The organism is Enterococcus sp. M-BR2, assembly GCF_056612775.1.
Genome location: NZ_CM152743.1, coordinates 342,206 through 355,080, shown reverse-complemented (window position 1 = coordinate 355,080; position 12,875 = coordinate 342,206). Strand labels below are relative to the sequence as shown.

Sequence of the window (12,875 nt, the reverse complement as noted above, 5' to 3'; positions counted from 1 at the left end):
CCTTTATTATTTAAGTACGCGAAAGTTTGCAGGAATTTTTTTATTTTTGAAATTTTTCTCCAATTTGCTATGGACGATTGGCGCTACAGCCATCGCCTACATGCCGTCTAATGAGTCTTTGATTTTTAGGATTTGGAACTTTGTATTGCCGATTTTTTTTATTCCCCCTTCCTTATAAGTTTTGCTGTATTGTGGATGTTTAGGATCTATCCAATAAACATGTTCACTTATATATCTATACTCTTCGTCTTTTACTGTCACACTTCCTCCGCCTCTCCATTAGAATAAATAACTCTTATTTTAGGAGTAGTAACCCCTTCGTTTTGTATTTCTTCATTTTCTACGCCATAACTGCTAATTTCATTCATTTGTTTTGAAAAAAAATAATCAAAATAAACAGATTTCCCTTCATTATTTGTCATTGTCACAAGTGCACCATAACTTCCGGTAACAGGGTTTTTTTTAAATTCTTCTACCTTCACTTCCTTGATATCCGCAAAGGTATTTTTCAGAACTTTGACGGACTGTTTTTCTACTGCGAGTAAATCTTGCTGTCTTTGCGCTTCTCTTTTGTCCATGTAAAATTTTCCTCCGATTCCTATAGTAAGAATGGTCAAAATGATGACTATGGTCTTTCGTCTTTTCTTAGGCAAATAGAAGTCTCCTTTCGGGTTATGTATGATGGATTGTTTCTCCTTTAAGATAAGTACGCAATCGAGCCTGGATTTTTTTGGATTTTTTAGAGTTACTTTTCTACTTTCTTTTTTATCACGTTTTCATTTTAAAGTAATTTTGATAGTAGTGAACAAAATGTAGCATCTACGCACAGATTGTGTCGTATACGATGGACGTAAGGTTTGTTTCCGCCATTTTCTCTTTTTTTAAAGTCACAAAAAAAAAGGGGTTATGACAAAATTTTGTCATAACCCCCTTTCTCGTATAAACGTTGTTCCAGAAGTTGACCACTTTTGGAACAACCTTTAAATGATTGATCTTTTATTATTTAGTTGATCCTTTTTCTTCGATTCCATAAGGCAAGATAATCGTTTTTTCTTCGACTTCTTCTTTATTCATCATTTTCGTCAATAGGCGCATGGATACCGCTCCTAAATCGTATAATGGTTGTGTGATACTTGTCAAACGAGGACGAGCTACTTCTGTCAGTAAAGAATTGTTGCTTGTGATGATTTCGAATTCTTCTGGTACTTTTACGCCGCGGTCTAATAAACCATCCAAGATACCAATGGCTAATTCATCGTCTGAAACATAGACAGCTGTTGCACCGCTATTATGGATCCGGTCAACTAGAGACAGACCATCTTTAAAGTTGTATTGTGCCTCAAAAATCAATCCTTCGCTATATGGTAGATTGTTTTCGCTTAATGCTTCTTTATAGCCTTTTAGACGGTTTTGACCATTGATAGGATCAATCAGCGCACCGCTGACAAAAGCGATTTTTTTATTGCCGCTTTTTGCTAATTTATTTACTGCATCTTTTGTTGCTGATACATAATCAATGTTTACGCTACCTACTTGTTCATCTGGATCAATGGAACCAGCTAGTACAACAGGCGTTTTTGAACGTGAAAATTCTCCACGGATTTCGTCTGTGATATGGTGACCCATAAAGATCACGCCGTCCACTTGCTTAGCCAATAAATTATTCAATACATTGACTTCTTTTTGATCGTTGCCATCTGAGTTTGCTAAGATGATATTGTATTTGTACATTGTTGCCACATCGTCGATACCACGTGCTAAAGAGGCAAAGAACATATTGCTGACATCAGGAATGATTACCCCAACTGTTGTTGTTTTCTTACTTGCCAAGCCACGTGCGACTGCATTTGGACGATAATCCAAGCGATCGATAACTTCCAAGACTTTTTTTCTTGTTGCTGGTTTGACGTTTGGATTGCCATTTACGACACGTGAAACAGTAGCCATCGAAACATTTGCCTCTCTCGCTACATCATAGATAGTGATTGTTTGCTTTTCCATTTGTGTTCTCCTATTCATATTTTATATGTTTTCTGAAAATACGTCTTACATTTCTAAAATAGGATATCAAATAATCTCAACAATTGCAACCGTTTTATCTCTGTTTTCATGAAAATTTTTACTTTTTTCAGTTTTAAGAACGTTGGTCTTTTAATCAATCAGTGGTACAATTATTGAATACAAAATTAATTTAGAAAGTAGGTTGCCAAATGAATAACGTAAAAATCAATGAACTACGTCAATGGATGGCACAACACCAAGTAGAATTGGCTTATATCAGCGACCCTGGCCACATCGCTTACTTTTCCGGATATGAAAGTGATCCTCACGAGCGTGTACTAGCTCTTTTTATCCCTCTGGAACAAGATCCTTTCCTTTTCACTCCTGCTCTGGAAGTTGAAGATGCTCAAAACAGCAGCTGGGCGTACGATGTACGTGGCTACTTAGACAGCGAAAATCCTTGGGAGATCATCGGAAAAGAGCTTCGCGCACGCTATGGGCAACCTGGTAATGTAGGTATTGAAAAGAATGCTCTGACTGTCGATCGCTTCGATGCTATCTCTGATATCTTGACAGGTACAGATTCTTACACCGATCTAACTTCTATTATCCAGCGTCTGCAACTGATCAAAACGGTAGAAGAAAAAGACAAACTGATCGAAGCTGGTAAATGGGCCGATGTTGCCTTTGAAATTGGCTTCAAAACAGTAAAAGAAGGCGTAACTGAACAAGCAATTATCGCAGAAATCGAATACCAATTAAAAAAACAAGGTGTTTCACAAATGTCTTTCGACACATTAGTCCTTGCAGGAGCAAATGCTGCAAGCCCTCATGGTACACCAGGAAGCACGAAGGTTTCACCAAATGAACTAGTGTTATTCGATCTTGGCGTTATTTGGAATGGCTATTGCAGTGATGCTACTCGTACAGTTGCTTATCAAAAACCAACTGAATTCCAAGAAAAAATCTATAACATCACTCTTGAAGCACAGCTTGCCGCACAAGAGGCAGTTCGCCCAGGTGTGACAGCAGGTGAACTTGATCAAATCGCACGAAACGTGATCAACAGCTATGGCTACGGCGAATATTTCAATCACCGTTTAGGTCACGGAATCGGAACAACCGTCCACGAATTCCCTTCTCTTGTAGAAGGAAACGACTTAGTGATTGAAGAAGGGATGTGCTTCTCTCTTGAACCAGGAATCTATATTCCTGAAAAAGTAGGGGTACGTATCGAAGATTGTGTGTATGTGACAAGTGATGGTTGTGTGCCATTCACGACTACACCAAAAGAATTACTTGTTTTAGAGTAATGAAAATAAAAAAGGTGAGAGCTGGTCCGCTCTCACCTTTTTTATTCTAGAAATGAGTAATCTTAGTGATTGGTAGTCGAATCTGTCATTGTATCTTTCATTTCTTTTTTAGCTTCTTTTGCATCTTCTTTTGCCATTTTCAACATTTCTTTTGTGTCATCTGCAACTGGTTTTGCTTCTGACATTCCTTCATTGACCGTCTCTCCTGCTTTATCTGCAGCATCTTTTACATCGATCATGATATCTTCTGAAGTATCTTTAGCAATACTACCTAATTCGTCTGCTGGCTTTTTCAGATCTTCTGCTGTTTTTTTGAAACGATTAGATAAATCAGCTGATTGTTCTTTGAGGTTTAACAAGATATCATCTGATTCGCTTCCTGCTTCCTCTGCTGATTCACTTACCTTCTGCTTAACATTGCCTGCTAGATCCCCTGCTTGTTGAGAAAGATCTTGCGCTTTTTCTTTTGCAATACCTGTTAACTCAGATGATTTTTCTTTTGCCATATCTGTGTAATCTGAAGCCATGTCCATCAAATCATCTGCTTGAGCAGCCAATTCATCCCGAAGTTCTTTACCAGATTTGGGTGCTAACAATAATGCGGCGATTGCTGCGGCTGTACCTCCAACTACTGCACCTAATAAAAATCCACCTTTTTTAGCCATTCTTATTTTCCTCCTGTCGTTTCAGTATGTTTTTTGTTTTTAAAAAATTTCATCGCTGTTCCACCGACTTTTCCGGCAACAGTCGCTTTAGCTGTCGTTTTTCCGATTCCGCCGACTTTCGTCACGATGTTTTTACTAGAATGATTAAGTTCCGATACACTTTCACTTAAATCAGCAACTGCTGTGAACAATGGATCGATCGTTGCGACTTTTCCATTGATATCCAAGAGCAGCTCATTACTTTTGACTAGCAAGCCTTCTACTTGTCTAGATAAAAGATCTACGTCTTGTGTGACGATCTCAATTGTCGTATTTGCTTCTGCGACAGTCTGGTCTACTTTTTCTAAAGTTTTGGAAACTTGCAACAATACGCGAACGATGAAAACGACAAGTATCGCAAAGGCGATTGCTGCGATCAATCCTGCAATTTCTCCTCCTGACATGATCAAACTCCCTTCTTGTCTCTCTTTTCTATAAGGATAGCATTTTCGTGTTTTTTAAACAAATAAAAACGAGCTTCAACTACTTTTTATTCAATTAGCAGCTGAAGCTCGTTAGAAAAAAAGATTATTTTTTCTTTTCTTCTTTGATTTCTGTTATTCCTTTTGGATTATGATTGATCTTGCTTCCTTCTGCTTCTAATGTTTTACCTAAAGACATGATGTATTCACGCAAAGGTGCCCCTACTTCTGGATGTGTCAGACCATATTCAATACTTGTTTTCATAAAACCAAATTTGTCACCAACGTCATAACGTTTACCTGTGAATTTACGGGCAAATACGCGTTGTGTTTTATTCAACGTATCGATTGCGTCAGTTAGTTGGATCTCATTTCCAGCACCTGGTTGTTGTTCTGATAATACATCAAAGATTTCTGGAGTCAATAAGTAACGCCCAATAATAGCTAAATCACTTGGTGCTTTGCTTGGATCTGGTTTTTCAACAAAGTTTTTGACATTGTATAACCCATCTTCCAGTACTTCCCCTGGGTTGATGATTCCGTATTTTGAAGTTTCATCGTGAGGAACTTGCATAACGGCAATCGTAGAAGCGTGTGTACGCTCATAGTCATCGATCAATTGCTGTGTCAATGGTACTTCGTCTTCCATGATATCATCGCCTAGCATAACGACAAACGGTTCATTTCCAATAAAGGCTCTTGCTTGAAGAACGGCGTGTCCTAACCCCTTTGGATGAGATTGACGGATGAAATGCAAATTGACATCTGTCGTTTCTTCTACTAATTTCAATAATTCGGTTTTTCCTTTTTCACTTAGGTTTGTTTCTAATTCGATATTTGAATCAAAGTGATCTTCGATTGGTCGTTTAGCTTTTCCTGTAACGATCAAGATGTCTTCGATTCCTGATTTCAACGCTTCTTCAACGATGAATTGGATCGTTGGTTTGTCCACGATTGGCAACATTTCCTTTGCCATCGCCTTTGTTGCTGGTAAAAATCTTGTTCCTAATCCTGCTGCTGGAATAACTGCTTTTTTTACTTTCATATACATTCGCTCCTTCAAAAAATTGTTAATGAGAATTCATTTTCTTTTTTCCCATCACGTAACATGATTTCTTTTGCGGCTGTTTTGATTTCTTTTTGTTCATACAGCACTTCATAGATTGTTTGAGTGATGGGCATTTCGATTTCCATCATTTGGGCTAGTTCCATCGCTGCTTGAGTAGTATTCACACCTTCAACAACCATTCCCATATTGGCTAGCACCTCTTCTAGAGGCTGACCTTGTCCTAACAAGTTGCCTGCGCGCCAGTTTCTGGAATGAACACTTGTGCAAGTAACGACTAGATCACCTACTCCGCTTAAGCCAATAAAGGTCAGCGGGTTGGCACCCATTGCTACACCTAAACGGCTGATCTCAGCTAATCCGCGCGTCATGATTGCCGCTTTTGCATTATCGCCAAACCCTAAGCCGTGAATAGCACCAGCTCCAATGGCAATAATATTTTTCAAAGCTGCTCCCATCTCTACACCAATCACATCAGGGTTGGTATAGATTCGAAAATAATGGTTCATGAACAGCTCTTGTACATATTTTGCTGCTTTTACATCTGTGCTTGCCGCTGTGATCGTCGTAATGTCATGCTTTGCTACTTCTTCCGCATGGCTTGGCCCAGAAAGAACAGCAACAGCTTTTCTTTTTTCTGTCGGGATTTCCTCTAACAAGATTTCAGAGATTCTTTTATGCGTTCCCTGTTCTAATCCCTTACTTGCGTGGATGATCACTGGCTTCGTATTCAATTTGGCAACTAGTTCTTTTGCAACAGAACGTATCGCTTTCGTCGGGATAACGAATAGTACCGCATCTGCATCTTTTACTGCATCTTCCATATCGGTGAATGCTCGGATGGAATCGGGTAGATGATGATCTGGTAAATAACGTTGATTGGTGTGTTGGGTGTTGATTTCTTCTACTTGTGAAGCACGATGTCCCCAAATCCGAACGTCATGTCCGTTTTCAGCGAGGACTTGTGCTAAAGCAGTCCCCCAAGAGCCTGGTCCTAAAACCGCTACTCTATAATTCATTTTACCACTCCTGAAATTTTTTTCATTTTTAACGCTCTGAAAATCAAATAATTTGTTGATTTTTTCCTAATGAGCGGTCATAATCCGGTAAACTTCCTTTTTTTCTACGCCAAATAAACAGAATCAATGTGCCGACAAATAAAACAGCAGACAATAATTGAGAAATGCGGATCACACCTAAAAAGTAAAGGCTGTCTGTGCGTAATCCTTCGATAAAGAAACGTCCGAAACTATACCACATTAGATAACATAAAAGGACTTCTCCTTTTTTCAAAAGATGTGGTTTCTTCCGCAAAACCAAAAGCAGAATAAATCCAATCAAACTCCAAAGTGATTCATAAAGAAAGGTTGGTTGTCGATAGATTCCTTCGATATACATGTTATCAATGATGAATTGCGGTAAATGCAGACTTTCTAAGAAACTTCGTGTCGTGTCTGGACCATACGCTTCGTGGTTCATGAAATTTCCCCATCGTCCGATTGCCTGCGCCAATAATACGCTTGGTGCAGCGATATCTAAAAAGGTCCACAAAGAAATAAAATGATATTTGGTAAAAAAGTACAGTGTGATTGCACCTGCAATCAATCCCCCGTAAATCGCTAATCCTCCTGAACGGATATTGAATATCTGGATTGGATCAGCTATATATTGGGGAAGATCGAACAAAACATAATACAAGCGGGCACCAATAATGGAAATCGGCAATCCCCACAACATAAAATCTGTCACGTCATCTGCTTTTAATCCTACCCGAACAGCTTCTCTGCTGCTGAGCCACATGGCAATAATGATTCCTGATACGATAATCAATGCATACCAGTAGATAGGAATTCCTACAAGCTCAAAAGCAACTCGATTGATTTGTGCTAACATATTGTCACTCCTTGCTAGTCATTGCCTGAGTTTTCTTCAATCAAGCGACTTAATCTTTCTTCAAATGTTTTCGTTGCGTCAAAGCCCATTGTACGTGCGCGGAAATTCATTGCGGCTACTTCAATGATGATTGCAACGTTTCGTCCTGTTTTGACAGGGATTTTTATTTGTGGAATGCCCACTTCCGCGATTTCAACGGTCGTGTCTTCAGAGCCCAGACGGTCGTATTTCTTATCTTTCGCCCATGCTTCTAGATAAACAGCTAACTGGACTTGCATAGAGCCTCGTACCGCACTCGCACCGAAAAGATTCATTACATCTATGATACCGATCCCTCGAATCTCAATCAGATGTTCCAGGATTTTAGGAGGTTCTCCGATTACCGTCAGTTCATCTTGCTGATAGACATCTACTCGATCGTCTGCGATCAATCGATGTCCGCGCTTAATCAGTTCCAACGCCGTTTCACTTTTCCCTATCCCACTGTCCCCTTGAATTAGTACACCTAATCCGTAGACATCGACTAACACACCGTGGACACTTGTTCGAGGGGCTAAGCGCCCATCTAAATAACTAGATAATTCACCTAGCAGCCGGGACGTTGAGATAGGCGAACGCAGCACAGCTATCCCATTTTCATTGGCTGCTTGGATCATTTCTTCCGGAGCCGGCAATCCTCTTGAAATAATAAATGCGGGCATATCTTCACTACATAATCTTCTCATAATGATCAAACGCTCTTCTGGGATCATCCGTTCCGCAAAACTGATTTCTTTACTGCCAAATAGCTGTAAACGATTATGGGAATAATAATTAAAATAACCGGTCAACTCTAGTCCTGGGCGTGAGATGTCCCCAGTCACGATGACGCGGTCTAAACTTTTCTCGTCGCCTGTGACGATTTCCAAAGATAATTTTTTTACTAATTGGCTAACTTTTACAACTTCTGACATTCATGCTACCTCATTTCTATTAGAGTGTTCTCTATCATTTTATCATTGTCTAGCCAAAAGTACTACCAATTAAAAAAAACGTTTTTATTTAATTACCAATGTAATAGAAAACGCATTCTTTATTCTAAACAAAAAAGCTGCGCCGAGATCTCGGCACAGCTTTTTTTACTTTCTGCTGTTATGTTCACTAACAATTACATTGACAAGTGACATCAAGATAGCTACGAATAACGCTGCACCAAATGAAGAAAAACTAAAATGTTCTGCTCCTACAAAAAAGGAAGTCATTTTAAGAATCGCTGCATTGATAACAAACGTAAACAATCCCAATGTGACTAATGTAAAGGGCAGGGACAGGATCGTCAAAATCGGTTTGACAAACATGTTCAACACAGATAATACGAAGCTGGCAAGAACGGCCGTCCAAATACTGCTCACATGGACCATCGCAGGAAAAAGAACAGCCAACGATATGAATGTTAACGTATTAACCAAAATACGCTGAAAGTACGACATTAAAAGTCACTCCATTCGTCATCATCGATTTTTTCCGCTTCTTTGCGTTTTTTTGTTTGTTCACGATAATTGTTTTTTTCATAATATGCATTGTTATGTCCATAGTTTGTTCGTGCAGAACGCGCAGATGGGATAATCAAAGCTAATAAAATGTATAAAATGATTGGACTTCCAAAAGCAACTAAGCTTAGGAATACATAAAGCACACGGATAACAGTGGGATCAATCCCGATATATTCCCCAATCCCTGCTAAAGTACCTGTCAAAACAACATTTTTATTGGATTTTGTCAACTTTTTTTTCATCATGTCTCACCTCTGTTCTACTATTTTAAATGAAGAAAATCGTTGTGACAACCTTCTTCTTAATCGGTGTTCAAGAGATAGCCTATCGGCAATAAGGCACAATTTTGTAAAATAGGGGAAGCTATTTTACAAAATCGCTTCTTATTGCTCAAGGCTGAACATCTCTTTCACAACCTCTTTATTTATCTGTATCTTTTAAATAGATACTTCCTGTTGTCGTTGAAAGTTGCACTTGCGCGATCTCATCATCTGAAACACGGCGGAATTGCAACATTTGGTTTGTCCGTTCTTTTTTCTCACGAACTACTTCGTAATTGGACAGACGGCTGTTGATGCTTCCAAGACTTGTTTTAGCGTGTCCTTCCAAACCGATGGTATCTGGTAAAGCAACTTTGACATTCCCGTTCACTGAACTTGCTTCTACTTTTTTCAAATTATCTTCTTTAATCGTAAGACGTACATCACCATTTACTAAAGACACAGAAAGGTTTTCTGGTGTGGCACCAAATGTCACTGTGCCGTTTACTGTTTCGATAATAGAATCTAAGATGTTCCCGTTTCGAATATCGATATTGCCGTTTACACCTTCTACTTCCAACATCGTTGCAGTTAATTGGTTCACGATGATGTTCCCATTCGTAGATTTTGTATAAATATCTTTAGCTTCCAATGTCTCAATCATGATGTTGCCATTTAGAAGTTTGATAGCTGCATGGTCGTATACTCGTTTAGGCAAGTAGAAAACAAGGTCTGCACGCACACGCTTATTTGGAATTTGGAAGGAGATATGATCTTCATTGACCTCGATCTGGCTCCGTTCAGAGAATGCTTCAAATGGTTCAGCACCCATTTTTCCGTAAAGTTTGATCTTAGCTTCCACTTTCACATCATCACTGTCCCACGTTTTTAACGTCACGTTTCCGTTTGCTGCCTTGATATCAAGGATACTTGCTGCAGGAGCTTCATAGTAAAATTCGTGTTCAAATTTCGTTGTCGCAATTCCAGGGACACGTAAGCTGACATCTTTCCATTCCATGTTGTCATTTACTGTTTCTGAAACAGTTTGGAATGTTTTCTTCAAGAATTTGCCTAACTGTGATCCAGCTTCTGACATTTTTTCGCCTACTTGATTCAGCGTATCTGTCGCTTGATCTTTCCAATCATCTGGCAATTCAAACTTATCCGTAAACGTTTCTTTTTTCTCAGACCATTGGTTCTTGCGGATATCTTTTAATTCTGCTTCCAGCTTCAATTGTTCTTCTAATAGTGTATCGCCGGTTGCTTCTAACTCTTTGATTTCTGCTTCTAACGTTTGACGCTGTGCTAATTCTTCTTCTGTCAATTCGCCTAATTCTTCTTTTGTATTCAGCTGCATCAATGCTTCCTGTTTCTCATTACGTGCTGCCTTATTGTCAGCAAATTGAGCATTTACTTCGTCTAGACGCGCCGAAGTTTTATTCGCTTCAGTTGCTAGTTCATCTAAGATCTTTTCTAAGTTTTCTTGATCTTGTCTTTCTTTTTCTTTTGGATCAACTGGCTCAGAAATTCTTTCTTCACCGTTTTCAAGTTCATCGATCAATTGACTTGCCTGATCTTTTTCTTTATGACTAGCAGTTACCTTGTCTGCTTCTTTTTTGATTTGTTTTTCGTCTTTTTCAGTTGCCATGCTTTCTAATAAATCTAAGCCTTCTTCAGTCGAAAGGATTCCTTTTTTCACTAAGTCTAAAATACGTTCTCTTTCTTTCATGGAAATTGCCTCCTTAAGCAAAATTGTTTGCAAGCTTTTCCTTACATCCATATTATGCACTGATTCAGTAAAAATGTCATAGGACTTAAGTTGTAACTTTTACTCCATCTTGAGATGTTCTTTCTTTTTTGTAAAGAGATATGCTGTAGTCACGCAAGTTAAGGGCAGGACAAGTAGTGCGGCCAATGTGGTAAGGATAGCCATCGTATATTCCAAGACAAATGATTTTTCATTGATTATTTGCTGAAAAGGAATGTCTAAATCAATGAACCAAAGAATCAACGCTAAAGAACTCCCCATAAACGCAAAAAGAAGAGTCATCACTGTTGACGCCAATATTTTTTTAGCAATGGCAAAACTAGCATGGCGCAATTGGTTAAAAGACAAATGCGGATTTGCCTGATATACTTCGAATGTTCCACTAGAAATCGCTACACTCGCATCTAAAACAGCACCGCTAAGACTGATCAGAAGCAACGACCTCGCAAGTAGTCTAAAATCAATTGCTAACGTCTTATCTAAGCCAGATAGTTCTTCTAGTTCTATCGAAGTAAACCCTTGGATCGCTAAAAAATCAGTTATAGGAATCAATAGTAGGAAACAAAACAAAAAGATCAGTATACTGGCAAAAGCGGCTCGCATTTTCAGATTATAACCGTTGATAAAAAATAAGATAACCACAGCGATCAATAGGAATCCTATAATCGACAATACCAATATCGGCCACTTCTGATGATAGCCGAATAATAATAGGAAAAAGATTCCTAAATTAATGAATAATCCTAAAAGAATATACATACCTTGCGTACCACCGACAAATAGCACACTAATTGCAAAAATCCCAACAAGTATAATAAGTACATTCATTTTTTTAACCTCCTTACAGCGAGAAAAAAGAGGACCGCGATGGGGATTGATAATACTATTCCTAAGCTGCCAGCAATGACACGTAAAAATTCTAATGATAAATGTTGTTCTACCGTTTCTTTGAAAGACCATTGATTTCCTAAATATAACAGAAGCGATGGAATCGCTCCGCTGATATAGACGAATAAAAGGATATTAGCCATCGAACCAATCACATCTCGGCCCACTTGCCTTCCTGAAAGCCATAACTGTTTCGCTGATATTTTCGGTTGTTACTTGGTCAATTCTTCTAATGTCGCAATGACTGTGATCACGGTATCCAGTGTCCCTCCAGCTGTCCCAATCAGCACGCTGGAAAGAAAAACAGAACGATACGGTCGTGTCAGATAATTCAGTTCTTCATAGCGCAGTCCTTGATCTTTCCAATGATTCATTGTCAAAAGACAAATAAAAAATGCTAAAAAAACACTTGTAACTGCAGCCGAAATTTTGATTATACTGCTTCTATTCCATCCGTCTAACGCCAATATACTAACGATTATCCCTATAACGACAAATAAGATTGCTATATTTAAGAGAGAAATACCTTCTGTTTTGGTAAAGAGGAGCAACAAAAGTAAAAGTAAAACGATGTTGACGATGAGACTTCCCAAAGCAAATACACCCTGTTTTCCACCAATAAGCAACATGGTGCCAATGAAGATACTTGTAAAGAAAAAAAGCCAGCCATCATTTTTTTTTGCTACTAGTTGCCATTCATCTCCATGCATTTGGACAAGATAGATTTGTCTTGTTGTTATATTTGCTGTTTCGATTTGATTTTTTTGATAAGGAGCCGATAAAGAAATCACTTCTCCTTTTTGGTCCGTGTTCATCAATCTTCCTGTAATCAATTGCTGATCCTCTTCTATTCTCACTCTTTCGATCTCGATAACAGGTACGTCATATAGAGCAGCTTGACGCTGAATAAACCATGAAGCAAGTATACAAATAAAAAATAGAGTGATGATGATGCTAATCTTTTTTTGCATTCTTTATCCTTTCTATTGGAATAATGAAAAGGGTTTGTGACATGTTTTGTCACAAAC

The 12,875-nt window shown here is 38.6% G+C and carries 13 protein-coding genes and 2 pseudogenes; 1 reads left to right on the top strand and 14 read right to left on the bottom strand.

Annotated elements, in window-relative coordinates:
- Positions 1 to 6 precede the first annotated feature (6 nt).
- The 3 genes and pseudogenes from AC1F25_RS01725 to ccpA all read right to left on the bottom strand — a co-directional run bounded on the left by AC1F25_RS01725 (position 7) and on the right by ccpA (position 2,001).
- Positions 7 to 261 (bottom strand): annotated as a pseudogene (locus AC1F25_RS01725) (hypothetical protein).
- Positions 258 to 653 carry a hypothetical protein gene (locus AC1F25_RS01720; protein ID WP_479994192.1) on the bottom strand — a complete coding sequence of 132 codons (396 nt, stop codon included), beginning with the start codon at positions 651 to 653 and terminating at the stop codon, positions 258 to 260. The pseudogene AC1F25_RS01725 and the gene AC1F25_RS01720 overlap by 4 nt, the downstream one beginning before the upstream one ends.
- 346 nt (positions 654 to 999) lie before the next feature.
- Positions 1,000 to 2,001 (bottom strand): catabolite control protein A, encoded by a 1,002-nt coding sequence (gene ccpA, locus AC1F25_RS01715; protein WP_002291653.1) that lies wholly within the window; start codon positions 1,999 to 2,001, stop codon positions 1,000 to 1,002.
- Positions 2,002 to 2,210: 209 nt separating this feature from the next.
- Between ccpA and AC1F25_RS01710 the strand changes: the two genes are divergently transcribed.
- A complete protein-coding gene (locus AC1F25_RS01710) occupies positions 2,211 to 3,314 on the top strand; it encodes an aminopeptidase P family protein (RefSeq protein ID WP_002313499.1) in 1,104 nt (367 codons plus the stop codon).
- Between the two features lie 62 nt (positions 3,315 to 3,376).
- Here AC1F25_RS01710 and AC1F25_RS01705 read toward each other — a convergent pair whose 3' ends face one another.
- The 11 genes and pseudogenes from AC1F25_RS01705 to AC1F25_RS01655 form a co-directional block, all read right to left on the bottom strand.
- Complete coding sequence (locus AC1F25_RS01705; RefSeq protein WP_002308610.1) at positions 3,377 to 3,979, bottom strand: YtxH domain-containing protein; 603 nt, start codon at positions 3,977 to 3,979, stop codon at positions 3,377 to 3,379.
- A gap of 2 nt (positions 3,980 to 3,981) precedes the next feature.
- Complete coding sequence (locus tag AC1F25_RS01700; RefSeq protein WP_002308608.1) at positions 3,982 to 4,422, bottom strand: DUF948 domain-containing protein; 441 nt, start codon at positions 4,420 to 4,422, stop codon at positions 3,982 to 3,984.
- Positions 4,423 to 4,546: 124 nt separating this feature from the next.
- A complete protein-coding gene (gene galU, locus AC1F25_RS01695) occupies positions 4,547 to 5,485 on the bottom strand; it encodes a UTP--glucose-1-phosphate uridylyltransferase GalU (RefSeq protein ID WP_002308607.1) in 939 nt (312 codons plus the stop codon).
- Positions 5,486 to 5,499: 14 nt separating this feature from the next.
- Positions 5,500 to 6,525, bottom strand: a complete 1,026-nt coding sequence (locus AC1F25_RS01690) for an NAD(P)H-dependent glycerol-3-phosphate dehydrogenase (RefSeq protein ID WP_002308606.1) — start codon at positions 6,523 to 6,525, stop codon at positions 5,500 to 5,502.
- A 43-nt stretch (positions 6,526 to 6,568) separates the two neighbouring features.
- Complete coding sequence (gene lgt, locus AC1F25_RS01685; protein ID WP_047927384.1) at positions 6,569 to 7,399, bottom strand: prolipoprotein diacylglyceryl transferase; 831 nt, start codon at positions 7,397 to 7,399, stop codon at positions 6,569 to 6,571.
- 14 nt (positions 7,400 to 7,413) lie between these two features.
- Positions 7,414 to 8,352: an HPr(Ser) kinase/phosphatase gene (gene hprK, locus AC1F25_RS01680; RefSeq protein WP_002289568.1), complete on the bottom strand. Its 939-nt coding sequence runs from the start codon at positions 8,350 to 8,352 to the stop codon at positions 7,414 to 7,416.
- A gap of 165 nt (positions 8,353 to 8,517) precedes the next feature.
- Positions 8,518 to 8,868, bottom strand: a complete 351-nt coding sequence (locus tag AC1F25_RS01675) for a phage holin family protein (protein WP_002303620.1) — start codon at positions 8,866 to 8,868, stop codon at positions 8,518 to 8,520.
- Positions 8,868 to 9,176 carry a PspC domain-containing protein gene (locus tag AC1F25_RS01670; RefSeq protein WP_002292752.1) on the bottom strand — a complete coding sequence of 103 codons (309 nt, stop codon included), beginning with the start codon at positions 9,174 to 9,176 and terminating at the stop codon, positions 8,868 to 8,870. The genes AC1F25_RS01675 and AC1F25_RS01670 overlap by 1 nt, the downstream gene beginning before the upstream one ends.
- Positions 9,177 to 9,351: 175 nt before the next feature.
- Positions 9,352 to 10,920, bottom strand: coding sequence for a daptomycin-sensing surface protein LiaX (liaX, locus tag AC1F25_RS01665; protein ID WP_002292753.1), 1,569 nt, complete (start codon positions 10,918 to 10,920; stop codon positions 9,352 to 9,354).
- A 99-nt stretch (positions 10,921 to 11,019) separates the two neighbouring features.
- Positions 11,020 to 11,787 carry a YibE/F family protein gene (locus AC1F25_RS01660; RefSeq protein ID WP_002292754.1) on the bottom strand — a complete coding sequence of 256 codons (768 nt, stop codon included), beginning with the start codon at positions 11,785 to 11,787 and terminating at the stop codon, positions 11,020 to 11,022.
- Positions 11,784 to 12,476: pseudogene (locus tag AC1F25_RS01655) on the bottom strand (YibE/F family protein). Before AC1F25_RS01655 ends, AC1F25_RS01660 begins: the two are co-directional and overlap by 4 nt.
- Positions 12,477 to 12,875 lie beyond the last annotated feature (399 nt).

Bases quoted from the DNA above. Each gene is read 5' to 3' on its own strand.
- AC1F25_RS01660 (WP_002292754.1), bottom strand. From the start codon at position 11,787: ATGAATGTACTTATTATACTTGTTGGGATTTTTGCAATTAGTGTGCTA.
- hprK (WP_002289568.1), bottom strand. From the start codon at position 8,352: ATGTCAGAAGTTGTAAAAGTTAGCCAATTAGTAAAAAAATTATCTTTG.
- AC1F25_RS01705 (WP_002308610.1), bottom strand. From the start codon at position 3,979: ATGGCTAAAAAAGGTGGATTTTTATTAGGTGCAGTAGTTGGAGGTACA.
- AC1F25_RS01690 (WP_002308606.1), bottom strand. From the start codon at position 6,525: ATGAATTATAGAGTAGCGGTTTTAGGACCAGGCTCTTGGGGGACTGCT.
- ccpA (WP_002291653.1), bottom strand. From the start codon at position 2,001: ATGGAAAAGCAAACAATCACTATCTATGATGTAGCGAGAGAGGCAAAT.
- AC1F25_RS01670 (WP_002292752.1), bottom strand. From the start codon at position 9,176: ATGATGAAAAAAAAGTTGACAAAATCCAATAAAAATGTTGTTTTGACA.
- liaX (WP_002292753.1), bottom strand. From the start codon at position 10,920: ATGAAAGAAAGAGAACGTATTTTAGACTTAGTGAAAAAAGGAATCCTT.
- galU (WP_002308607.1), bottom strand. From the start codon at position 5,485: ATGAAAGTAAAAAAAGCAGTTATTCCAGCAGCAGGATTAGGAACAAGA.
- AC1F25_RS01700 (WP_002308608.1), bottom strand. From the start codon at position 4,422: ATGTCAGGAGGAGAAATTGCAGGATTGATCGCAGCAATCGCCTTTGCG.
- lgt (WP_047927384.1), bottom strand. From the start codon at position 7,399: ATGTTAGCACAAATCAATCGAGTTGCTTTTGAGCTTGTAGGAATTCCT.
- AC1F25_RS01710 (WP_002313499.1), top strand. From the start codon at position 2,211: ATGAATAACGTAAAAATCAATGAACTACGTCAATGGATGGCACAACAC.
- AC1F25_RS01675 (WP_002303620.1), bottom strand. From the start codon at position 8,868: ATGTCGTACTTTCAGCGTATTTTGGTTAATACGTTAACATTCATATCG.